Source organism: Nisaea sp. (genome assembly GCF_039990255.1).
Taxonomy (GTDB): domain Bacteria; phylum Pseudomonadota; class Alphaproteobacteria; order Thalassobaculales; family Thalassobaculaceae; genus Nisaea.
This window is the reverse complement of record NZ_JBDXGG010000022.1, coordinates 84101-105659: the sequence shown is the minus strand read 5'-3', so window position 1 is coordinate 105659 and position 21559 is coordinate 84101. Positions and strand designations below refer to the sequence as shown.

Sequence of the window (21559 nt, the reverse complement as noted above, 5' to 3'; positions counted from 1 at the left end):
GTCATTAAACGTGTAATACGGAAGGCAGGTCGGACAGAGCCGCGTTGATCCGTGCTTCATTCAACTCCGGAGACTGGGCTCCTGGCAAGGTGCAGATAACACCGCTGGCAGCCGCCGCCCGCCGCGCAGCGTCCAGCAAGCTTTCCTCTCGATCCAGAGAGGCTGCAAGAACGCCGCAGAACGTATCGCCGGCGCCCACCGTGTCGACCGGCTGAATAGGTAGCGCAGGCACGTGGAAACACTGCCCTTCCGATGCGACGACCACGCCTTGCGCTCCGATGGTCACAATTCCAGTGCCCCGGCAAAGCCCGGCGAGGCCACGGGCGAGATCGTCATTCTCAAGTCCGGCGCTCGTCCCAAGCAAGCCCATTGCTTCTTCCTCGTTGGCGATCAAAATATCCACATCAGCAATGGCCGATGGGGAGAGTGGACCGAGCGGGGCATCGTTTAGAATTATCCTGCATCCCCGCATGCGGGCTCGCCTGATTGCCTCTTCGGTATCCGCCTGGGGCAATTCCATTTGCAGAAGCAAAGTCGTTCCCTCACTCAGCAGTTCGTCGGCCAACCAGTCCGAAGAGGCCTTCATATTGGCACCACTGGCAACGAGGATCTGATTCTCCCCGCTTTCCTCGACCGATATGACCGCAGCGCCGGTAACACCTTCGACCGTGCGTACGCCGGAAATATTCACACCGGCATCTTCGAGTGCGTCCAGACAGGAGGCCGCGTTTGCATCCTGCCCAACGGCGCCAACAAAGTTGACAGCGGCACCGTCCCGGGCAGCGGCAGCGGCCTGATTCGCGCCCTTGCCGCCCGGACAAAAGGTAAAGCTGTCTGTCAGCACGGTTTCTCCGCGCCGGGGTAATTTGGCAAAGGAAAAGAACAGGTCGGCGTTTATAGACCCGAACACGACGATCATGATCTGCTTCCGTACGGTGCTGAATGTTAGTAAGCCTCTCTAGATACAGAAATTGCGAAGTTTGCACATGATTTATCCCGTCATTCTTTCTGGTGGCTCCGGCACACGGCTCTGGCCCGTTTCACGGGCGCTCTACCCAAAGCAGCTGCTGCCTATGCTGTCCGACAAGACAATGCTGCAGGAAACCGCTCTTCGCTTTCCTGAAAGTGCGAGATTCGGCCCGACATCCGTGATCTGTAATGCCGAGCATCGCTTCGCCGTGGCTGAACAGTTGCAGAGCGCGGGCATCAAACCCTCCGCCATCATGCTGGAGCCGGTGGGCCGGAATTCGGCACCAGCAGCCGCTGTTGCCGCCCTGCATGTGCAAAGCGTCGATCCAGAAGGCCTGGTATTGCTGCTTGCGTCCGATCATAGGATCGAGCGGCCGGACGTATTCCGGGCTGCTGTCGAAACCGGTGCTTTAGCGGCCCGCGCCGGCCAGATGGTCACTTTCGGCATCACGCCCGACCGGCCGGAAACAGGCTACGGCTATATAAGACGCAATGGCGCGCTGGACGGTATGGAAAGCTGTTATGCCATAGAAGGATTTGTTGAGAAGCCGGACCTTGAGACAGCGGAAACGTATCTCGCTTCCGGAGACTATTACTGGAACAGTGGTACCTTCCTGTTCCGCGCCACCGACTTCCTCGCAGAATTGAAGCGCTTGGCGCCGGACATCCTAAAGGCGGCGGAAGCAGCGCTAGACAAAGGTCATTCCGACCTAGACTTCCGCCGGCTCGACGCAGACGCCTTCAGCACAGCGCCCTCTATCTCGATCGACTACGCGGTGATGGAGAAAACCGCCCTCGGCGCCGTCGTGCCGCTCGACGCCGGTTGGTCCGATGTCGGCTCCTGGAGCGCGTTATGGGCTGTGCAGGAAAAGGACGTGGACGGAAATGCCGTACAGGGCGATGTCTGGCTGCACAACACGCGGAACACGCTGGTACGCGCCGAAACCCGGCTCGTTACGGTAATTGGTGGTGAGGACCTGATCGTGGTTGAATCCGCCGATGCTGTGCTAGTCGCCTCAAAAGAAGCTGACCAGGACGTCAAGCTAGCGGTCGAGGCGTTGAAAAAAGCAGGACGGCCGGAAGCAATCAGTCATGCGACAACACATCGGCCCTGGGGCAACTACCGTAACATCGACAGTGGCGACGGATATCAGGTGAAACGGATCACCGTGACCCCAGGCGGCCGTCTCTCCCTGCAAAGCCATAAACACCGCGCCGAGCACTGGACGGTGATCTCCGGCAATGCCCGGGTTACCCGTGGACCGACGATGGACCGGTTGGATGTGATTCATCTCGATGCCGATCAATCCGTCGACATACCTCTTGGCTGGATTCATCGGCTTGAAAACCCGACCGGCGAGCCGCTGATCATCGTCGAGGTTCAATCCGGCTCCTATCTCGGCGAAGACGATATCGAGCGTTTCGACGATCAGTACGGACGATGACCGTCGACGGCACGGCTCCGGAGTTCAATGCCGCGTTCAGGACGCAGTTCGAACAACTGCTGCGCTGGCGCCGGGATGTCAGAACATTCCGATCTGATCCGTTGCCTGAAGGCTCAATAGAGCAGCTTGTGGAGATCGCTTCGCTCGCCCCATCTGTTGGCTATAGCCAGCCCTGGCGCTTTGTCACCGTCTCCGATCCGGAACGCAGGAAGGTCATCCGAACCGCTTTCGAGGATGCGAACAGAGACGCTCTCGAAGGCTATGACGGCGAGCGAAAGCAGCTCTATGCCCGCCTGAAACTGGCCGGACTGGATCAGGCGCCAGAACAGCTCGCCGTCTTCACCGACCATGGAACCCCGCGCGGTCTAGGGCTGGGCAGGCAAACCATGCCGGAAATGCTGGATTACTCGACAGTGAATGCCATCCACACCTTCTGGCTCGCCGCCCGCGCGGAGGGTATCGGCGCTGGCTGGCTGTCGATCCTAGACCCGGCTCGCGTAACCGAGGCGCTGAATGTGCCGGAAAACTGGTCTCTTACAGCATACCTTTGTGTCGGCTATCCGGCGGAAGAGTCGGAACGGCCGAAACTGGAACAGGTTGGCTGGGAAGAGAAAGCGGCAGAGAGCAAAACCATCCTTCGACGTTGATGACCTGCAGCCTAGTGTGTCCGGAAACGCGTGGACTGGATTACCGCGACGATAATCACGGGAAGGCACAAAGTCAGAAGAGCGACTGTGATGAGCAGCATCCCGAGCTCGCTGTAATCAGCCTGGACCTGAACTTCTCCAGTAGCCATGTCTTTCACCTCGCGCGTGACCAGAAAAATCTGGTTCAGGTACTTCGTGCCGAGAGCTCCGGCCGAGAGGCCGAGATTGATGAACGACGTCATAATCGCGAAGAAAGTTGCCTTCAGATGGACCGGGGCAGTATTGGCGATCCAAGCAAGCACGGGGATCAGTGAAACCTGACCAAGCGGCGATTCAATCGCCGTGTCGATCAGGGCAATAAACCGGGCATCCACGACCCCGCCGGTCAACGGAGCGGTCCATTCATGGATACCGTAATAGAGCGCGATGTCCGGCAAGGAAAGAACACCGGCAAAAACGGAAAGCAACACAACGATATAGGCAATTGACCGTGTCGCCATGAGCGGCCGCAGAACCACCATTCCGACCATGGCCAGACTTGCGCCGATCAGCGTCAGAACTGAGAAGAACTGCTGATCGAATCCCAGCTCGTCGATACTGAACCAGGCCGATCCCGCTCCCGGCGAGGGAATCGCCCGGAAGACAAAAACAATGATTGCGGTGCCGACAAGCGCGAGCTGCTGAGACGGTTCAAGCTCTGGCAGGAGGCGAGATATCAGGAAGCAGACAATCGCCATCGACCCGGCGAAAACGAGTTCCTCCGAATATCCGAAACCGCTCAGACCAACACTGATTGTGAAAAAAACAAATGCGAGACTTCCGCCGAGAACCCACCAGTTCGGATCCGCTTCTCCGTCCGGTCGGAACAGCATCGAGTCAACTTCGGATGGCGGCAGACCCGTTGCGATCAATTCGCGTGCCCGCCGGCCCAACATGATCCCGCCAAAGACAACACCAACGACGGATATCACCGGGACGCCAAGCGCCAGCAGGTAGATATCCGCATAGATAGCCACTTTCTCCGCCGCGTTCATGGATTCAACGCCGTCGAACATCGTGATGTTCACCACCGAAACAACCGCGATCCCCGCGATCAGCGTAAATCGGCCAAGCATCTGCATGGTGGTATGCATGGCCTTGATGTCATCTTCCGCGAATGGTTCTCCATGCTCGTCCAGAGCCGGAACGGCTTCCACGGTCATCGCGTCGGCAACAGCGTCCTGCAGGATGTATCCAGTCGGTGATAGCAGCGCGCTCAGCACGAACCAGGCCGCTGCAGGCATAACAGCTGTCATGGCGGCAGTGTGCGCGATGAGGCCATACATGATCAGCAAGCTGGCCGAGACTAACAGCGCGCCGAGATAGACGAGAACCGCCTTCCATTTCCAGATGATATCGACGAGGTGGCCTACGGGCATTTTCAATGCCCATGGGATGCCAACCCAGAAGCCTAGAGCCGCCAGAAATTCAGCAGAAAGGTCGAGGTATTCCTTGACGAAGAACGTGCCGACGATCCCGGTCAGTCCGGAGATGCCGTAGGCAAAATAGACCATGAGGGGTGGCAGATAAGACCAGCGCATCTGTTCCAACAGCCCGATGATGACCTCATGCAGCCAAGTCGTTCTCATGTGCATCGCCGCGCTTGCTTCGGTTAATCCCAGCACCTTGCCTGATGTAGGACAGTGAAGCTAAGTCTTTATGAACCTTGGGCGCGGAGCTGCTAACTACGCCCGGCTGAACCACATCCGCCCGACTCTCAAGGGCAGCATCAAATGCGCGCCAACTGGTTAGACCGTTCTTTATTGTCGAATGTCATCACCCGATCGGAAGGCCTACATAATTCTCCGCGATGGTCTTCCTGCCGGCTTCCGTGCCGGTAAAATAATCAAGATCCGCGATCTGGATGGCTTCATCAAACGGCTCACTGTCCGGGAACTTGTGCAGCAGCCGCGTCATTGACCAGGAAAACCGTTGCGCCGCCCAGACACGTTTGAGTGCAGTGGCTTCATAGGCATCAAGCAGGTCGCCTGAGCCACGCTTGAAAAAGGCCACAAGCGCATCGTTCAATACTTTCACGTCACCTGCTGCAAGATTAAGCCCTTTTGCGCCTGTCGGCGGTACGATATGCGCGGCATCTCCGGCAAGAAACAAACGGCCATGGCGCATGGTCTCGCAGACGAAACTCCGCATCGGGGTTACATCCTTGCGCAGGATCTTTCCTTCGTTCAGGCGGAAGCCGTCTCCGGACTCCAGCCGAGTGTGAAGTTCACTCCAGACACGTTCATCCGGCCATTCATCAAGGTTCTCTTCCGGGTGGCATTGCAGATAGAGCCGCGTCACCTCCGGCGAGCGCATGCTGAACAGAGCGAAGCCGTTCTTATGATAGGAATAGATCAGCTCATCCTGAGCCGGCGGCGCCTCCGCCAGTAGGCCGAGCCAGGCAAAAGGATAGATTTTCTCGAACAGTTTCAGGCGGTCCTGCGGAATGGTCTGGCGGGACACCCCGTGAAAGCCGTCGCAGCCGGCAATGAAATCGCAGGTCAGCACGACATCCTCACCATGCCGGGTGAAGCTCACCGATGGGTTATCGCTCTCGACATCGTGCAGTCGGGCATTCTCGGCCTCGAACAGGATCTGTCCGTCGAAATCCTTCTTCAGCGCAATCAGGTCTTTCACAACTTCCTGCTGGCCGTAGACCGTCACTTTCTTGCCATCGGTGAGAGAGGGAAAATCAATCCGGCGCTTCTCACCACGAAACACAATATCCACACCTTCGTGAGGCAGTCCTACCTGGCCGAGCCGTTCTCCGGCGCCGATGGAGTGCAACAGCTCAACAGTCGGATGCTCAAGCACGCCCGCACGGATCCGGCTCAGCACATACTCTTCGGAGCGCGCCTCAACAATGACGCATTCGATGGCGTTCTGGCGCAGAAGTTGAGCCAGCAGAAGGCCAGCGGGCCCAGCTCCGATGATGGCGACTTGAGTTTTCATTTTCTGGATACTCCGATTTACCTTCAATTTTACCCGGCAAACAGGGGGGTGCTAAGAGAGGTTCAGGACAGAAAATTGCATTTTCCGGCCAAACTGATCTTTATTAGAAGAAAACCCCTAGAAACTCCGAGCAACAGAAATCGATCATTTTATTATGAACACCATTCCTTCCTTCAACTTGTATTTGGATGGCGATGGAATCGTAGAGCCGAGATTCCTGCATATTGAAACCATCCCCATGCGCAGTCGGGAAAATGATTGGACAATCCGGCCACACCGACATCCGGAACTCTTCCAATTCCTGCTCCTCACCGCTGGCGCTGCTGACATGCAGCTAGAAAGCACCACGGCACGCCTCATCGCGCCCGCCTTAACAGCCGTTACCCCAAACGCCATTCATGGCTATGTCTTCCGGCCTGACACGGAGGGCTATGTCCTGACAGTCGCGGAGGCCTATCTGACCGAGTTGGTCGGGCATGCCGACGATGCTGCGGCGCGGGACGCCATTCGAACGTCAGCGATTGTGCCGCTTGCCAACGACCAGGAAATGGTTGAAGAAATCCGGCTTGCCTGCGAACGGGTGCTCTTCGAAAGCCGGAGAGAGCAAGCGGGCAAGCATGCCCTGGTAGCAGCCGACCTGCTCCGCATCCTCGGCCTGTTCATCCGCCTTACGGAAAGCGCCAGAGAGGCCAAAAACGACCCTACCGTGCCGGACAATCTGTTCGAGCGCTTTCGGACATTGGTGGAAGAGTGCTTTAGGGAGCAGCTCACAATTACCGATTACGCGGAACGCCTGGCAACATCCGAGCGCACGCTCCGCCGGGCAACACAGGCGCGCTCCGGGCGCACGCCTCTCGAAATACTAAAACAGCGGACCCTGCTAGAAGCGCAGCGTGACTTGCTCTACACAGCTCGATCCGTCGCGGAAGTCGCCTATGGCCTCGGGTTTGAGGACCAAGCTTACTTCAGCCGTTTCTTCGCAAGCGGAACCGGCCTGACGCCAACCCAATTCCGAAAGCAACACAAATCCTATCTGACGGCCACACCAGAACCCGATACTGCAGCGCTCTGAACTCGCTCTCCCTTGAGAGACACTGGAGGGACCTGTAAGACTTTCGGCATGCATACTCTGATCTCTTTTGCCGGCCTGCCCGGCGTCGGCAAGACGACGGTTGCACGGCACTTCGCTCGGCAGCAGGGCATCCTCTATCTTCGCGTTGATGAGATCGAAGGGGTCCTGATGATAGACGATCCAGAACGGGATATCGGCCCTGCCGGTTATCAGATCGCTGCCGCGCTCGCGGTCTCAAATCTCGGTCTCGGACTGAGCTCCGTCATCGATTGCGTCAATCCATGGCAGCTGACGAGAGATATCTTCCAAGATGCCGCTCGCAAAGCCAAGAGCGCCTTTTTCGGTATTGAGCTTTACTGTTCCAATCAAACCGAGCATCGCCACCGCGTCGAAACGCGCCATGCCGACATTCCAGGTAAGGCCCTGCCTGACTGGCAAAAGGTGATGGCGCGGGATTACCACCCCTGGACTGATGCAGATATCCGGATCGACACAGCAAAGCTCTCAGCGGAACAAGCGGCACACGAAATTATCCGAAACCTCAAATAATCACGGCTGCCTCACTAAATTCCCTAGGCCGGACTTTCTGCCGCCCGGGCTTCCCGCTGCTCGGCAACGCCACCTGTCTGGCCACAGAACTCGGGCACCAGCCGGGCCAGCAACCCAAGCACCTGATCGCCATTGCGTTCCCTGCCGCTCGCCTCGATCTCGTCGAGCACCCGCGACAACACCGCCAGATCGGCGGTACGTGGAGACGCACGGTGAATGCCTTCGATCTCTGTTGCGATCAGGGCCTCGGCGTCGTGGAAAAGTTCTTCGAAAAGCTTCTCGCCCGGCCGCGGCCCCGTATAGATGATCTCGACATCGATACCGGGGGTAAGACCGGACAAACGGATCATCTGCGTCGCCAGATCAGCGATCTTCACCGGCTCTCCCATATCGAGCACGCAAATCGCGCCACTTTCCCTGGTCTCGGCGTTCGCGCCCGCATCCATGGCTGCCGCCTGCAGCACCAATTCCACCGCTTCCCTCACGGTCATGAAATAGCGGGTCATGTCTGGATGAGTAACGGTCAACGGGCCGCCTCGGGCCAACTGGCGTTTGAACAGTGGAATGACCGATCCTGTCGAGCCCAGAACGTTGCCGAACCGGACGGTGACATAGCGCGGGCCGCCCAGGCGCGCCTCTTCCCGGTCCTTGGCCTGACAATAAGCCTCGGCCGTCCTCTTGGTCGCCCCCATGACATTGGTCGGATTCACCGCCTTGTCCGTGGAGATCAGCACCATCTCTCCAACGCCATGCCGCGCCACGGCATCCGCGACATTGCGTGTGCCAATAACATTCGTCATCACACCATCGGTCGGGTTCGCCTCGACCAGCGGCACATGCTTCAACGCGGCCGCATGAAAAACAATATCCGGCGCGAAGGTGGCGATCCGTTCATCGACTGATTGGGCATCTCGGACGTCTGCGAGCAACGCCTTGCGCGGCAGACCCGGGAACTTTTCAGAGATTTCCAGATCAATCTGATAGAGCTGGAATTCACCGGCATCGAGCAAAGCCAACTCCGACGGCCCGAGGGCGGCGATCTGACGCGAAAGCTCGCCGCCAATGGTTCCGCCAGCCCCGGTGACCATTACTTTCCGGCCACCGATCAGATCGGATACACCCTTGCGGTCCAGTACATTCTGAGGCCGTCCAAGCAGGTCTTCCACACTGACAGACCGCACGGTATCCTCTGGTCCGTCAGCGCCTTCCAACGACGCTATTTTCGGCATTCGGCCTACAGCGAGACCAAGGGCGTTCGCCCTCTCCAGCAGATCGCGAACGACGGCGCCTTCGATAGACTGCCGGGTGATGACAAGGCGTTGCGGTGCGGTGTCCCGTTTGCGCAGGTCGGCCACGGCTTCTTCAAGCTCATCCAACGTGCCCAGCACCGGTATACCGCGGATCATACGGCCCACACGACCGCCAAGGTCGTCAACAATCCCGACAACCCGGTAAGGCGCGTCCTTCTCGCGGCCCATTTCACGAATGAACGCATCACAGCCATCCCCGGCACCGATCAGCAGCACCGGCACCCGGTCCGCTGCGTTTCGCTCAAACAGACTGGAGAAAGCACCATCCTTCACCAGCCGATAGGCGAAACGCGGTCCGGCAAGCAGCAGCGTCAAGACGAAAAACTCAATAATCAGAAACGAACGCGGGAAATCGTCCAGCCGTGTAGCGAGAAACTGAACGATCAAGAACAGAGCGATACAAACAACCACCGCTCGAACAATCCGACTGAGATCGCTCATCGAGGCATAGCGCCAGACCGTCCGGTCGAGGCGCATGGAGAAGAACACAACTGCCGCAACGCCGGTAAAGGCCAGCAGCCCGAAGACGACAACCTCGCGCGGCCAGACCAGGATATCCTGACCAAGTCGCAGAGTCAGAGAAACCAGGAATGACAAAGCGGCCATCCCGACATCGTGCAGGAAGGTCAGAAAACTGCGCTTAGAACCGAAAATTGTCACCGTTCTCAACTTCCCCGCCCAACCGGACCCGAAACGCTAAAGATCTTAAACCAGTTGTGCCGGGACGTCTGCCCCCCGGCAAGCCACATGCATACTCAGGCCGACTGCTCCGCCTTCTGTCCGCCACGACGGAAGAGAAAGCAAAGCAAGATCACCGCACCCAGCCCTGCAAGCACAGAGAACACCGGATAGGCTGGCGCTACGAAAAGGGCCAGGACAATCAGGATGATATTGAGCGCCAGAATAGCAAGACACGCACCTGCATGGCTAAAACCCCGTTGCGTTGCCTGTTGATAGAAATGTTGACGGTGCGCCTCGAAAACGTTTTCCCGCCGAAGCACACGCCTCAAAAGCGTGAAAGTCGCATCGAACAGATAGTAGCCCGGCAGCAGCAAAGCCGCAGCCCAACCCGAAAGATCACCCGTTGCAGCGCCGGTCTCAAGCAACATCCAACCGGCGAGAAAACCGAGCGGAATCGAGGCCACATCGCCAATGAAGATCTTCGAGGGCTGCCAGTTCCAAACCAGAAAACCGGCAATCGCCGCAACCATCGCCAGCGCCGGGAGTTGGATGAAAGCACCGATCCCGCCGAGCATGGACAATCCAAGCAAACCGCAGCCAATGCTGATCGTCTCGACCCCAGTGATACCGTCTATACCATCCATGAAGTTGAACAAATTGACGAACCAGAGCCAGGCGAACCCCGCAATTGGAAGCTCGACCCAGACCGGGACCAAACCATTGCTGAAACCCGTATCCGGAACCGTCACCAGCAACCCGCCAGCGACGGCCACCGCCTGTATCAAGAGCCGGAGACGAGCCGGCAGATTTTTCAGATCATCGATGAAAGAGAGCACGGCGAGGCCGGCGGTCAATCCGGCAATCAGCATGGACTTGCTGTCGAGGTTTCCCTGCAGTGCCAGCCAGCCAATCCAGCCGACAAGCATTACAGTAACGACGGCGATCCCTCCGCCCCTTGGCTTGGGCACAACGTGGCTGCTGCGCTCGTTCGGAACGTCGATCACGGCGCGGCGCGTCAACAAAGTGATCAGCGCGCGCGTTCCCAACAGCGAGACAGTAAACAGAACACAGAAAATGATAAGGGCAGTAAGCGGTTGCATGGACGCTCTTATAGCTTTCTGGCGGCCCCAACGGCCAGCCGATTGTCAGCCGACCGTCTTGCTGTCTTCACGCTGAAGAGCCCAACGGATCGTGACTTCCCCGGTCGCCCGGATATCGTCAAGCGGCTCACGGATCACCAGTTGCTCGCAACGCTGGAACTGACCGCGCCGCCCGAAATAGACACTCTCGTTCAGTGCCAGCCCGCGATCGCAACGCAAACGCCAGCCTGAGCCGCTGCCGAGCCTGATAAGCGCGGCCGATCCGCTCTGGATGATGGAGGTGCGGACCTTCGGGTGCAGATGTAGCCGGATACAGGCTTCCTTCGGTAGGTCGCCGGGATCGCCGGTGTAGAGCAGACGGTCCTCAACGCGCAGATCGTCTCCGCCATGGGACAGATAAACCCGGCGGAAATGCTTCAGGCCATGAGTCGGCAGATAGCCGTCATGCTCAGCCTCGATCAGCAAGTCCCCGTCACTTTCCGAGCGCTCGGCCCGCACGTTCGACGGGCGGGCACCGGTAATGCCGTCCGCTTCGATCTCGGCCGCATTGCGGTCATCCACAATCAACGTCGAATGCGCCGCAGTGGCACGGAGTGCGCCATCCCATTTCGGATCCGCCGGGCTTGCACCGCAATTCACAATCATCCGCTGCTTGCCGATACTGAGCTCGAACGAGAGCATACCCGCATGGGCGGAATGATCGGCAGGCGAAGGCTTGCCCGTGTCCATGATCAAACAGGTACGCCCGGCGACGAGGCGTTCAAAACCGCTGTCCGGCGCCGATGCCAGCGACTTCCGCTTGGTTTCAGCCTGGGCGATCAGGCTATCGATGAACCAGACCTCGCCTTCAGTCGCATGATTGAACAAGGCCAGCCCACCATCGCCATGGCGGAGCAGACGCAGCATTGCCGTCATCATGGAAATGCGCTCGTCAAGCGCTTCGTCGGCATGCTCAGCCAGACGCAACGCCTTTCTGATCTCAACCAGATCGGCGAGCACGGAAACCTGTATGGCGGGCGAACGGGATACATGCCCTCCATCTGCTGCAATCTGCCGGTCAAGCTCACGATGCAGCCACTGGAGAGCCTGGGAGATTTTTCCGGAGCTCTCGCCAATCACCGCCATCGCGGCGAAGAGACCTTTTGCCGCGAGCAGACGCCGGGAGCCTGATGCTGAAGCCTCGATATCCCCAACCAAGTGCCTGTATTGCCGGCCGATGGACTGGAAGAAATCAGCGCGGAAATCATCATCGGCAGAGCCGCCAAAAAAGTCGTAATTGCCAATCCAGGAGGACAGGCGCGCGCCGAGAATGTCCGGGCGCCAGAGCAGAGCGTCCCATTCGTCGTGCCGGGTCAGCCAGCCATCGACCAGATCGCGTGCCCGCAGCCGCGCTGCCTCACCGCCAAGATCGCGGAGATCGCGCAGCCAGGAAAAGCCGTGCAGATGCTCCAGCGCACCGGGCTCTCCCGGCTCCTTGATCCAGGGGTCCGCTTCCAGGGCAAAGCTGCCGCCGATATAAGGCATGCGCCCATCAAGGATCGCACGGGCAATCTCTGTATTTCCCGGCAGATCGTCGGAAAGCCGGTCCTTGAGCCCGAGCAACGGTTTCGCGGCAAGGCGCCAGCGGTAAACCGGCGAGGCAAAATAGAGTTCCTTTAATGTCCGCATGCCCGCCCCCAAAGGCTCAGCAGAAACTCAACTATCACCGCGAATGGCCGCTATATTCGCGGCATAGGCATCCGGCCCACCCTTGAAGACTGCGGTACCGGCAACCAGCACGTCAGCGCCGGCGGTGATACAGCCCGGCGCCGTCGCGATCGTCACCCCGCCATCGACTTCGAGATCGATCGTCCGGCCCGTGGCGTCGATCTTCTTCCGCACCGCCTCAATCTTGCGCAATTGGCTGTCGATGAACTTCTGCCCGCCGAAGCCCGGGTTCACCGACATGATCAGGATCAGGTCGCAAAGGTCGATCAGATTGTCCACGACCTCGACCGGCGTGCCGGGGTTGAGCGAGATCCCGGCCTTCTTGCCGAAGGATTTGATCAGCTGAAGCGTGCGATGGGTATGGGCACCCGCCTCCGGATGCACGGTGATGATATCCGCACCGGCATCAACAAAGGCTTCGATGAAGGGATCGACAGGCGAGATCATCAGATGCACGTCGAACGTCTTCGCCGTACTGCCACGCACAGCCTTGGTCACGGCCGGGCCGAAGGAGATGTTCGGAACGAAATGGCCGTCCATGACGTCGACGTGAATATAGTCGGCGCCAGCCTTGTCGATGGCTTCGATTTCCGCTCCCAGCCGGGCGAAATCCGCCGCCAGGATGGAGGGTGCTATTCGTGTGTTCTTCTGCATGGCCTTCACCTAACAGGTTGCCTGACGGGGGACAAGAAGTCTGGCACTGAAGTCTGATCGCATTTGTGATCTGACGCACAGGCTTCCAGTCTATTCTTTCCACACGTCCTGAAAAGACCGGCAAATGATTGATTTTGGCATTTATGAACGTGACGGTTTTGCCGTCTTGGAGCCAATCTTCGGTGACGACGATCTCACAGCAATGCGCGCAGCCGTCGATGCCCTGCACCGACGCGCCCTCGGAGGAAAGGAGCCGGAACTTTCAGCCGCGTGTGTCTTCGAGAAGGTTCAGCCGGTCCGCAAACGCGACGGCCGGGAACTGACGGACGGCCAAGACGCGGTCTTCATCCTTGGTGACCCAACACGGTTCGACCCAGCCCTGTTGCGGTTTTTCGTCGATACGCGGCTGACCGGCATCGTCGAGCAGGCACTCGGTACAGCGGATATAGTGCTGCATTTCGCCAACATCACTACGAAAGCGCCGGAGATCGGCAGCGGCATAAGCTGGCACCGGGATTTCCCGAACAAATACATGTGCCCGGCAGAGCCAAAAATGCTCCGGACCATGATCTGCCTCGACGGTATGCGGGCGGGCAGCGGGGCAACGGCTTTCCTTACCGGCTCACACATAGATGGCGTTTCCGGTAACGACATCGAAGAAAACGATTCTCGACTTGTCACGGCTGAATGCGCACCCGGTGCGATTGTCGCGATCCATCCACTCGTCCTGCATGGCGGCGCCCCGAACGCATCGACGCTTCAGCGGCGCAATCTCGTTCTGCAATGGGGCATAGCGGATTATCCGCTTGTGACAGAGGCTCGGGAATCCGTCACCGGTTTGCGAGCGGCGGAATTGATGGCGTCCGTTTCAGCAATCGAGCTCCCTGAAAGACAGACATCACCTGCCGATGAAGCCCGATAGAATCTCATCGCGCGGTTACACAAAACGTTAAACACTTCGCCCCTATGACGCGATTGACACGATATTTCCCCCGCCCTAGGATTGCGAGAACATTTAGCGAACATTTATTCAATTTAAATGGAGAAAACCATGCCGGATCTCACTTTATATTTTCCCGGTATATTACTCGCCTACACAGCCTTCCTTTTGGCAATTGCGAGCCCCGGACCCAACATCCTCGCGGTGATCGGCACATCAATGAGTGTGGGCAGAGCGTCCGGAATTGCCCTGGCCCTGGGAGTGGCAAGCGGCTCGTTCACATGGGCCTTGCTTACCGTATTCGGGCTATCGGCAATTTTGGCTGCCTACGCATCGGCGCTTCTGGTGATCAAGATCTTCGGCGGTACTTACCTGCTTTGGCTTGCGTACAAATCCTTCAAATCCGCCGCATCCTCACACGATATTGAGGCGAAAGAGCTGAGTGGCGAACGGCACCGCCCTTTGGGGTATTTCAAGCGTGGATACATCATCCAGATGACCAATCCGAAAGCAGCATTGGCCTGGATCGCGATTATCTCCATTGGCTTGCAGGACGGCGCGCCACTTTCGGTCGGCATCGCGATTGTGGTCGGCACCTTCGTGATGTCGATCGCTATTCACGTTCTCTATGCCCTGGCATTTTCAACGCCAGTCATGGTCCGGATCTACAGCAGATCCCGCCGTGTGATCCAGGGCGTGCTCGGAACTTTCTTTGCTCTCGCAGGTCTTCGCCTGCTGACAAGCCGGAGCTGAGCGCGATGGCTTACACAGATCCCGCAGCCGCAAACCTCAACGAGGGTTTTGTTGTCGCGATCAACATAGTGGCCAAAGAAGGCCAGGGCGATGCCGTTGCCGATATCCTGCAGGGGCTGATCGAGCCGACGATGGCGGAAGCAGGCGTGAAGTTTTTCATGCCCTACCGCTCACCGACCGACCCGTTATCATTCTTCATCTACGAGCTCTACGTGGATAAAGCTGGCTGGGAGGCGCACAATAACGCGCCGCATTTTCTGAATGTCGTGGACGAGTTGGTTGCACTGGCGGCGCATCGTCAGCGCATTCCATTCGTCCCGATGTAAAGTTGCCGACCGGACTATCGCTCTCTAGGTCCGCCGGAAGCGCGCAATAAAGAACCCGTCGAAGCCGCCCAACTCCGGATAAACATGCGGGCCTGTGCGGACGTCGCCATCCGGGGTCAGCAGCTTATCGAGTCCGCCCAGCTCTTCCGCCGTCACCGGATCGCGTTCCAACGGCAACTCAGCCAGTGCGCGGGCGACCTGTGCCTCACCCTCTTCCGATTGCTGGGAGCAGGTGCAGTAAACCAGACGACCGCCCGGGCGCAGCATTCCGGCGGCCTTGGCCAGCAGCTTCGCCTGTAAAGTCGTCAGCTTGTTGAGGTCACCGATGCCCTTGGCATGCAGGATATCCGGGTGGCGGCGGATGGTGCCGGTGGCCGTGCAGGGCGGGTCAAGCAGGATGGCGTCGGGCTTGTCGGGTGCTGTCCAGCCGGTGATATCGGCGACGGCGACGCCCGCGCGGAGCCCCATGCGTTCCAGGTTACGTTCCAGCCGCTTCAGCCGCTTCGATGAACGATCAACCGCCAGCACATTCGCGCCCATAGACGCGAGCTGTAGTGTCTTGCCGCCGGGTGCGGCGCAGAGATCGAAGACCCGTTTGCCTTTGACATCGCCAAGCAGTTTGGCCGGCAGCGCGGCGGCGGCGTCCTGCACCCACCAGCCCCCGGCGTCAAACCCTGGCAGGCCGGTAATCGCGCCGTCGAACTCACGGCGGAGAGTCCCCGTCGGCAGCAACGTGGCTTCCAGCTTTTCCGCCCATCCTTCCGGATTGCTTCTGACGGAAATATCGAGCGGCGGCTGGGTCAGAGAATATTCGGCTATCGCATGCGCGACCTCGACACCAAAGGAAGCCTGCCAGCTTTCGATCATCCAGGGCTGGTAGTTCATCTCGACCGGAAACTCTTTCAAACGCTCCGCGCCTTCTCGGGATACCCGGCGCAAAACGGCGTTCACGAGCCCCTTGAATTTCGGATGCCCCCGGCTTTCCACCATCGTCACCGCGCTGTCGACAGCCGCATGCGGCGCGACATCAAGGAACAACAGCTCGGCCATGGCAAGCCGGAGAACGTCATTCACAACCGTCGCCTGACGCGGCAGGGGTTTCTCTATCAGGGTTTCGATCAGCGCATCGATCTGGCCGAGCCGGCGCAATGTCATGCCGACGATGGTGCGGGTGAAACCCCGGTCCCGGCGTGGCAGCAGGTTGAGGCCGTCATGCACGGCCAGCGCATCGTCCAGCGGCGTGCCTTTGGTCAGCACCGCACGGAGAATATCGAAGGCGACGCTCCGGGCGGCGGAGACGTCCTGTTTTCGCTCTGTTTCCATGCCCGTCGCTTACCCCAGCCCCCAATTTCTGACCAGCATTTTCACAACAGGGCGGCCATGTATTTCCCACAGACCTGCCAAAAGATCATCGACCGGTCATTGACGATTAAAATCCTGACGTGTTTGGCATTTCTTAACCAAAATTGGCGATGCTGGCATGGAACTCCGAAATTCGGAAAGGATTAGGTCTTGGCTGATACCATCGCACTCGACGACATCGTGCTCTTGCCGGACTCATTTATCGACGCCCTGATAGCCCGACGCGCGGACCTGCTTGAGCCATATTTTGGCGATCGAACAGATGAAGTCCTCGCCTCGTTCCAGAGTCACTCTCAAGACGCAGAAAGTCAGCTCAAGCAATGGGTTGAGATGTCGGTGACCGCGAACGACAGCGTGCGTCAGGTAGCCGAGATGACCCGCTCTGTCCGGGAAGTCGACTCCCGCACCCAGTCGATAGCGTCTGCAGTTGAGGAACTCTCGGCCACCGTCAACAGTATCACTGCAACCTCCGAAACCGCAGCGGCAGAGGCACAAGAAGCTGTTGCGGTCTCCGACACGGGAAAACAGGCGGCCTCCAGTGCGGTTTCCGCAATGGGTGCCGTATTCGATGTCGTGCACTCAGCCGTGGAAAAGGTCGGAGCGCTTGCGGAGGCCTCGAACCGGATTGGCGAGATTGTCTCCACAATCGAAGCCATTGCCAAACAAACAAACCTGCTTGCGCTGAACGCCACGATTGAGGCCGCCCGGGCCGGGGAAGCCGGAAAGGGCTTCGCCGTCGTCGCTGGAGAGGTCAAGACTCTCGCCAACCAGACGGCCGAAGCCACGGACGATATCCGCTCGCGCATCACCGAGCTGCGCTCAGAGATGGACACAATCGTCACCGTTATGAAATCGGGCGCAGAAACAGTCGAAACCGGAAGGCAATCCATCGAGTCAGCGGGCTCGGAAATGGAACGTCTGGCAGGCGGCATCACCTCTGTTACAGATCGCATGGAGGAGATTTCCGGAATTCTCATTGAACAACAATCCGCGACCGAGGAAATCGCCGGAGGCGTCGGTGTTATCGCCCGAATGAGTGCGGAAAACGTATCCTTGATCGACGGCGCCATCGAATCTCTGGAGCGGACAGCGCCGATCATTTCGAACAGCGTCGATGCTTACGTGCAGGATGGAACCCCGAACGCGACGATCCATGCTGCGAAGTCCGATCATATGATCTGGATGCGCCGCCTTGCCCAGATGCTCGCCGGGCGTGCGTTCCTCAAACCAGACGAACTGGCCGACCACCATAGCTGCAGGCTCGGAAAATGGTACGATGCGCAGACCGATCCACGGCTCACAAGCCATCCTGCCTGGGCAGCTCTTATCGCGCCTCACAAGGAAGTCCATCGCGCGGGCATCGCCGCAGCCGAGACCTTCATGACTGGCGACATGGACGGCGCTATCAGACTGGTCTGGGACGCAGGTGAATCCTCCAATGAGGTCATGCGTCTCCTGGACGAATTGTCCAATCACATGATGCAAGAAGAGGCCTGATCGGGTTAACCAATAGCCCGGCGGATCAGCCCCAGGGGCCTGTATCTGTATTCGCCATCCGCTCCAGAGCAGCGATCCGGTTCTGTGTGTTCGGATGTGTCGAGAACAGGCTGTCCACTGCATGGGCATGCAATGGATTGATGATGAACATATGAGCGGTCGCCGGATTGCGCTCAGCGGCGTTATTGTCGATTGCCGCAGCTCCCTTCTCCAGCTTGCCCAGAGCCGAAGCCAGCCATAGAGGACGGCCGCAGATTTCTGCGCCGATCCGGTCTGCTTCGTACTCACGTGACCGACTGACCGCCATCTGCACCAGCATGGCTGCCATCGGTGCCAAGAACATCATCGCAAGCGTGCCGATCAGACCGAGCGGATTGTTCCGGTCATTGCCGAAGAACAGCGCGAAATTAGCCAGCATGGAGATGGCACCGGCGATGGTTGCCGTGATGGTCATGATCAGAGTATCGCGGTTCTTCACATGCGCCAGCTCGTGCGCCATGACTCCTGCAACCTCTTCATGGGTCATCCGCTGAAGCAAACCGCGGGTGGCCGCAACCGCCGCATTCTCCGGGTTCCGCCCAGTGGCGAAGGCGTTTGGCTGATCCTGCTCGATCAGATAGACCTTCGGCATCGGCAGTTCCGCCCGGTGTGCCAATTGCTGGATCATGTCATGGAACCAGGGCAGGTCGGCGCGATGGATCTCCCGTGCGCCATACATACCGAGCACCATCTTGTCGGCGTTCCAATAGGTGAAGAGATTCATGCCGGCCGCAAAGACCAGCGCGATCATCATCCCTGCCTCGCCTCCAAGCATATAGCCGACGCCAAGAAACAGCGCCGTCATTCCAGCCAGAAGCAAAGCGGTGCGAGCGTAGCCCATCGATCCCTCGTGAAGATTTCAGTCTCCGGCGTTTTGGCCGGAACGACCATTAAGTGGGCACCGGGAAAATCTGATCAAGACTTGGCGAAGCGCCTTTCAAGGGCCATATAGGGTTTATGAGCGAAACCAAACGAACTTTCACACAAGTCACCGTCAACGGCACGAAACCGTCGCCTGCCGGGACGCCGAAACCGGTCAATGCGGAAACTTTCGTTACACCGCCGCAATTGAAGCCGGAGACAAAAGGCCTGCCCGAACAGGAAGAGTTTGGCGGCTATGACGGGCCCGAGCCGACCCGGTTTGGCGATTGGGAACATAAAGGCCGCGTCACCGATTTCTGAACAACGCGACCTTTAACGCTAAAGCGTCAGGAAACCGTCTCCCTTTGCACCAGACCAGGATTTCGTCCAGCGCCGTGGTGACACCGACGAGTTGAACAGCCTCTTCAGATCACTCATGCCACTTATCCTGTTTTTTTGACCACAGGAGACAGTGAGGCCAACACGTCATCCGTATCTCCCCCCAGGGACGGGACCGGATGGCGCAATTGTGCCGGTGTGTCCGAGAGTTTGACGGGGAACCCGGTCATACGGATGGTCGTCCCATCCGGCTGCGGCACATCCAGGACCATATCCTGCGCCAGCACCTGGGGATCGCTGAACACCTCCTCCAGATTCATCACCCGGCCGCACGGGCAGCCGGCCTTGTTGATCGCCTCGATCCAGTGATCCACCGGCTCTTCCGACATCCGCGCATTGATATGTTCGTTCAGGGACGGCCGGTTCCGCACCCGACGTTCGTTCGTCGCGTAATCCGGCAACTCAAGCAGATGTCCGAGTTCGATACATTCAAGGAAGCGGACCACGAAAGCATCGTTCGACGGCGCCACAGCAACCGTGCCATCGGATGCGGTGAACAGACCGTAAGGCGCAACGATCGGATGGTCGTTACCGGTCCGTTTCGGCACCTCACCGGTCGCAAAATACTCCGCCGAAAGATAGCCGAGCATGCTGATCAGGCCTCCGGTGAGGGAGGATTCCACTCTCTGGCCCTTTCCGATCCGCTTGCGGGCATGCAGGGCAGCAAGCGTTCCGAAAGCGGCATAAAGCCCGGCAATAAGGTCACTCATCGGTGGCGCCGCACGCATCGGATCACCACCGTCCGCCCCGTTCACGCTCATGAACCCGCTCATAGCCTGAGCGATGAAGTCGAAGGACGGTCGGTCAACGTAAGGCCCAGTCGAGCCGTAGCCATTCACACTGGTGACAATAAGATCGGGGTTCAGCGCATCGAGACGCGCCTGATCAAACCCCATCTTGTCGAGAACACCCGGGCGGTAGTTTTCCACCAGCACATCCGCCCCCTCGATCAGTCGGGCGAGTGTCTGTTTCCCTTCGGCGGTATAAAGATCAAGGACCACCGATTTCTTATTCCGGTTGAACTGGGCGAAATACCAGCTCACACCATCACGGGTCACACCCTGCTCACGCACCGGGTCACCGGAAGGCGACTCTATCTTGATGACATCGGCCCCCATATCCGCCAGTAATTGCGTACAGAATGGACCAGCGAGAATGCGCGTGAGGTCTATAACCTTAATGTCGGAAAGCGGCATTGAATCAGCCCACCGCCGTTTGAACATCTCCCATGGAATGTAGATCGAGCCGCGGCCCGGCTTTCATCACCTGCCCCGGCAACGGATGCTCAAGCGCTTCCTCCACGAGGCTGGCGATCTTCATCAATTTCGCAAGATCGATACCGGTCTCAATACCCATTTCGTGCATCAGATAGACAAGATCCTCTGTGCAGATGTTTCCGGTAGCCTTCGGTGCGAACGGGCACCCGCCGGCGCCACCGAAGGAACTATCGAAATGCGTGATGCCTTCATCGAGCCCGGCAACCACGTTAACGAGCCCGATGCCCCGCGTGTTGTGGAAATGCAGATGGACCGGCAAGCTCGGCACATGCTCTTTCAGATAGCGCACATTGCGTGTCACCAGTGGCGGCGTCGCCATGCCCGTGGTGTCGCCGAGCGCAACGCCCTGAAAACCGAAATCGACAAAATGCTTGGCGATATAGCCGAGCTGTTCAGCTGGGACGTTCCCCTCGAAAGGGCACCCGAAGGATGTCGCAATCGCGGCCGAAACCGGGATTTTTGCTTCCTCAGCGATCTTGGCAACCTGCGCGAAACCGGCCAGCGACTCATCGACCGTCCGGTTCACGTTCTTCTTGTTGTGGCTTTCGGAGGCGGAGACAAAGACGATCATCTCGTCGACACCCGCTTCTGCGGCACGGATCGCGCCTTTCACATTCGGCACCAGGGCAGCGAGCACCGCGCCCTTGGAGCGATCGACGCCGTTCAAAACCTCAAGAACGTCTGCAAGTTGCGGCACGGCGCGCGGCGAGACGAAAGAGGAAAACTCCATGCGCTTGACGCCGGCATCAACTAAATCGTTGATAAGCTTGATTTTGAGTTCTGTGGGAACGAATTTCGTCTCCGCCTGAAGGCCGTCCCGCGGCCCGACCTCAGTAATTTCCACCCGTGTCGGCCTTGCCATTTTTTTGCTCCTGTTGAAAGTCATTCGCAACGCGTTAGTATTTTGCAGGCATCCTAGCGAATTCGGCGATGCAATCCAGCCGCCGTGTCGGAACCAATGCGGTTCCGAAACTCCTAAA

At 58.5% G+C, this 21559-nt stretch carries 20 protein-coding genes; 9 read left to right on the top strand and 11 right to left on the bottom strand.

Annotation, left to right across the window (positions count from 1 at the left end; genetic code table 11):
* Positions 1–4: 4 nt before the first annotated feature.
* Positions 5–919, bottom strand: a complete 915-nt coding sequence (locus ABJ076_RS19835) for a ribokinase (protein ID WP_348192875.1) — start codon at positions 917–919, stop codon at positions 5–7.
* A gap of 67 nt (positions 920–986) precedes the next feature.
* Between ABJ076_RS19835 and ABJ076_RS19830 the strand changes: the two genes are divergently transcribed.
* Entirely contained in the window at positions 987–2414 is a 1428-nt protein-coding gene (locus ABJ076_RS19830) for a mannose-1-phosphate guanylyltransferase/mannose-6-phosphate isomerase (protein WP_348192873.1), read from the top strand.
* Positions 2411–3061, top strand: a complete 651-nt coding sequence (bluB, locus tag ABJ076_RS19825; RefSeq protein ID WP_348192870.1) for a 5,6-dimethylbenzimidazole synthase — start codon at positions 2411–2413, stop codon at positions 3059–3061. Before ABJ076_RS19830 ends, bluB begins: the two co-directional genes overlap by 4 nt.
* A gap of 11 nt (positions 3062–3072) precedes the next feature.
* Here the strand turns inward: bluB and ABJ076_RS19820 are convergent, their stop codons facing one another.
* Together ABJ076_RS19820 and pobA are read right to left on the bottom strand one after the other, a co-directional pair.
* Positions 3073–4689, bottom strand: a complete 1617-nt coding sequence (locus ABJ076_RS19820) for a hypothetical protein (RefSeq protein ID WP_348192867.1) — start codon at positions 4687–4689, stop codon at positions 3073–3075.
* A gap of 187 nt (positions 4690–4876) precedes the next feature.
* Positions 4877–6052: a 4-hydroxybenzoate 3-monooxygenase gene (pobA, locus tag ABJ076_RS19815; protein ID WP_348192864.1), complete on the bottom strand. Its 1176-nt coding sequence runs from the start codon at positions 6050–6052 to the stop codon at positions 4877–4879.
* A gap of 328 nt (positions 6053–6380) precedes the next feature.
* On the opposite strand from pobA, the gene ABJ076_RS19810 reads away from it, so the two are divergent.
* Positions 6381–7124 carry a helix-turn-helix domain-containing protein gene (locus ABJ076_RS19810; protein WP_348192861.1) on the top strand — a complete coding sequence of 248 codons (744 nt, stop codon included), beginning with the start codon at positions 6381–6383 and terminating at the stop codon, positions 7122–7124.
* A gap of 48 nt (positions 7125–7172) precedes the next feature.
* The gene (locus ABJ076_RS19805; protein WP_348192858.1) at positions 7173–7673 is read left to right on the top strand and encodes an AAA family ATPase; all 501 of its coding nucleotides are present in this window, start codon (positions 7173–7175) and stop codon (positions 7671–7673) included.
* 23 nt (positions 7674–7696) lie between these two features.
* On the opposite strand, the gene ABJ076_RS19800 is transcribed toward ABJ076_RS19805, so the two are convergent.
* The 4 genes from ABJ076_RS19800 to rpe form a co-directional block, all read right to left on the bottom strand.
* Entirely contained in the window at positions 7697–9643 is a 1947-nt protein-coding gene (locus tag ABJ076_RS19800) for a nucleoside-diphosphate sugar epimerase/dehydratase (protein ID WP_348192856.1), read from the bottom strand.
* A 95-nt stretch (positions 9644–9738) separates the two neighbouring features.
* Positions 9739–10764 carry a glycosyltransferase family 4 protein gene (locus ABJ076_RS19795; protein ID WP_348192853.1) on the bottom strand — a complete coding sequence of 342 codons (1026 nt, stop codon included), beginning with the start codon at positions 10762–10764 and terminating at the stop codon, positions 9739–9741.
* A gap of 45 nt (positions 10765–10809) precedes the next feature.
* Positions 10810–12432, bottom strand: a complete 1623-nt coding sequence (locus ABJ076_RS19790; protein WP_348192850.1) for a heparinase II/III family protein — start codon at positions 12430–12432, stop codon at positions 10810–10812.
* 27 nt (positions 12433–12459) lie between these two features.
* Positions 12460–13125: a ribulose-phosphate 3-epimerase gene (gene rpe / locus ABJ076_RS19785; RefSeq protein WP_348192848.1), complete on the bottom strand. Its 666-nt coding sequence runs from the start codon at positions 13123–13125 to the stop codon at positions 12460–12462.
* 124 nt (positions 13126–13249) lie between these two features.
* Between rpe and ABJ076_RS19780 the strand changes: the two genes are divergently transcribed.
* The 3 genes from ABJ076_RS19780 to ABJ076_RS19770 all read left to right on the top strand — a co-directional run bounded on the left by ABJ076_RS19780 (position 13250) and on the right by ABJ076_RS19770 (position 15144).
* A complete protein-coding gene (locus tag ABJ076_RS19780; RefSeq protein WP_348192846.1) occupies positions 13250–14047 on the top strand; it encodes a phytanoyl-CoA dioxygenase family protein in 798 nt (265 codons plus the stop codon).
* 129 nt (positions 14048–14176) lie between these two features.
* Positions 14177–14818: a LysE family translocator gene (locus tag ABJ076_RS19775; protein WP_348192843.1), complete on the top strand. Its 642-nt coding sequence runs from the start codon at positions 14177–14179 to the stop codon at positions 14816–14818.
* 5 nt (positions 14819–14823) lie between these two features.
* Positions 14824–15144, top strand: coding sequence for a putative quinol monooxygenase (locus ABJ076_RS19770; protein WP_348192841.1), 321 nt, complete (start codon positions 14824–14826; stop codon positions 15142–15144).
* Between the two features lie 24 nt (positions 15145–15168).
* Here ABJ076_RS19770 and ABJ076_RS19765 read toward each other — a convergent pair whose 3' ends face one another.
* Positions 15169–16467: a transcription antitermination factor NusB gene (locus tag ABJ076_RS19765; RefSeq protein ID WP_348192838.1), complete on the bottom strand. Its 1299-nt coding sequence runs from the start codon at positions 16465–16467 to the stop codon at positions 15169–15171.
* Between the two features lie 189 nt (positions 16468–16656).
* Here ABJ076_RS19765 and ABJ076_RS19760 point away from each other — a divergent pair, with 189 nt between their 5' ends.
* Complete coding sequence (locus ABJ076_RS19760) at positions 16657–18003, top strand: methyl-accepting chemotaxis protein (protein ID WP_348192835.1); 1347 nt, start codon at positions 16657–16659, stop codon at positions 18001–18003.
* A gap of 25 nt (positions 18004–18028) precedes the next feature.
* Here ABJ076_RS19760 and htpX read toward each other — a convergent pair whose 3' ends face one another.
* Positions 18029–18883, bottom strand: coding sequence for a zinc metalloprotease HtpX (htpX, locus tag ABJ076_RS19755; RefSeq protein ID WP_348192832.1), 855 nt, complete (start codon positions 18881–18883; stop codon positions 18029–18031).
* A gap of 116 nt (positions 18884–18999) precedes the next feature.
* On the opposite strand from htpX, the gene ABJ076_RS19750 reads away from it, so the two are divergent.
* Positions 19000–19224, top strand: coding sequence for a DUF1674 domain-containing protein (locus ABJ076_RS19750; protein ID WP_348192829.1), 225 nt, complete (start codon positions 19000–19002; stop codon positions 19222–19224).
* 122 nt (positions 19225–19346) lie between these two features.
* Here ABJ076_RS19750 and ABJ076_RS19745 read toward each other — a convergent pair whose 3' ends face one another.
* On the bottom strand, positions 19347–20498 hold the full coding sequence (locus tag ABJ076_RS19745; RefSeq protein ID WP_348192826.1) for a CoA transferase: 1152 nt from the start codon (positions 20496–20498) through the stop codon (positions 19347–19349).
* A 4-nt stretch (positions 20499–20502) separates the two neighbouring features.
* The gene (locus tag ABJ076_RS19740; protein WP_348192823.1) at positions 20503–21441 is read right to left on the bottom strand and encodes a hydroxymethylglutaryl-CoA lyase; all 939 of its coding nucleotides are present in this window, start codon (positions 21439–21441) and stop codon (positions 20503–20505) included.
* Positions 21442–21559: the final 118 nt, after the last annotated feature.

What these genes read in the sequence shown, in the direction of transcription:
- ABJ076_RS19835 (WP_348192875.1), bottom strand. Translation starts at nt 919, where the DNA reads ATGATCGTCGTGTTCGGGTCTATAAACGCCGACCTGTTCTTTTCCTTT.
- ABJ076_RS19830 (WP_348192873.1), top strand. Translation starts at nt 987, where the DNA reads ATGATTTATCCCGTCATTCTTTCTGGTGGCTCCGGCACACGGCTCTGG.
- bluB (WP_348192870.1), top strand. Translation starts at nt 2,411, where the DNA reads ATGACCGTCGACGGCACGGCTCCGGAGTTCAATGCCGCGTTCAGGACG.
- ABJ076_RS19820 (WP_348192867.1), bottom strand. Translation starts at nt 4,689, where the DNA reads ATGAGAACGACTTGGCTGCATGAGGTCATCATCGGGCTGTTGGAACAG.
- pobA (WP_348192864.1), bottom strand. Translation starts at nt 6,052, where the DNA reads ATGAAAACTCAAGTCGCCATCATCGGAGCTGGGCCCGCTGGCCTTCTG.
- ABJ076_RS19810 (WP_348192861.1), top strand. Translation starts at nt 6,381, where the DNA reads ATGCAGCTAGAAAGCACCACGGCACGCCTCATCGCGCCCGCCTTAACA.
- ABJ076_RS19805 (WP_348192858.1), top strand. Translation starts at nt 7,173, where the DNA reads ATGCATACTCTGATCTCTTTTGCCGGCCTGCCCGGCGTCGGCAAGACG.
- ABJ076_RS19795 (WP_348192853.1), bottom strand. Translation starts at nt 10,764, where the DNA reads ATGCAACCGCTTACTGCCCTTATCATTTTCTGTGTTCTGTTTACTGTC.
- ABJ076_RS19790 (WP_348192850.1), bottom strand. Translation starts at nt 12,432, where the DNA reads ATGCGGACATTAAAGGAACTCTATTTTGCCTCGCCGGTTTACCGCTGG.
- rpe (WP_348192848.1), bottom strand. Translation starts at nt 13,125, where the DNA reads ATGCAGAAGAACACACGAATAGCACCCTCCATCCTGGCGGCGGATTTC.
- ABJ076_RS19780 (WP_348192846.1), top strand. Translation starts at nt 13,250, where the DNA reads ATGATTGATTTTGGCATTTATGAACGTGACGGTTTTGCCGTCTTGGAG.
- ABJ076_RS19775 (WP_348192843.1), top strand. Translation starts at nt 14,177, where the DNA reads ATGCCGGATCTCACTTTATATTTTCCCGGTATATTACTCGCCTACACA.
- ABJ076_RS19770 (WP_348192841.1), top strand. Translation starts at nt 14,824, where the DNA reads ATGGCTTACACAGATCCCGCAGCCGCAAACCTCAACGAGGGTTTTGTT.
- ABJ076_RS19765 (WP_348192838.1), bottom strand. Translation starts at nt 16,467, where the DNA reads ATGGAAACAGAGCGAAAACAGGACGTCTCCGCCGCCCGGAGCGTCGCC.
- htpX (WP_348192832.1), bottom strand. Translation starts at nt 18,883, where the DNA reads ATGGGCTACGCTCGCACCGCTTTGCTTCTGGCTGGAATGACGGCGCTG.
- ABJ076_RS19750 (WP_348192829.1), top strand. Translation starts at nt 19,000, where the DNA reads ATGAGCGAAACCAAACGAACTTTCACACAAGTCACCGTCAACGGCACG.
- ABJ076_RS19745 (WP_348192826.1), bottom strand. Translation starts at nt 20,498, where the DNA reads ATGCCGCTTTCCGACATTAAGGTTATAGACCTCACGCGCATTCTCGCT.
- ABJ076_RS19740 (WP_348192823.1), bottom strand. Translation starts at nt 21,441, where the DNA reads ATGGCAAGGCCGACACGGGTGGAAATTACTGAGGTCGGGCCGCGGGAC.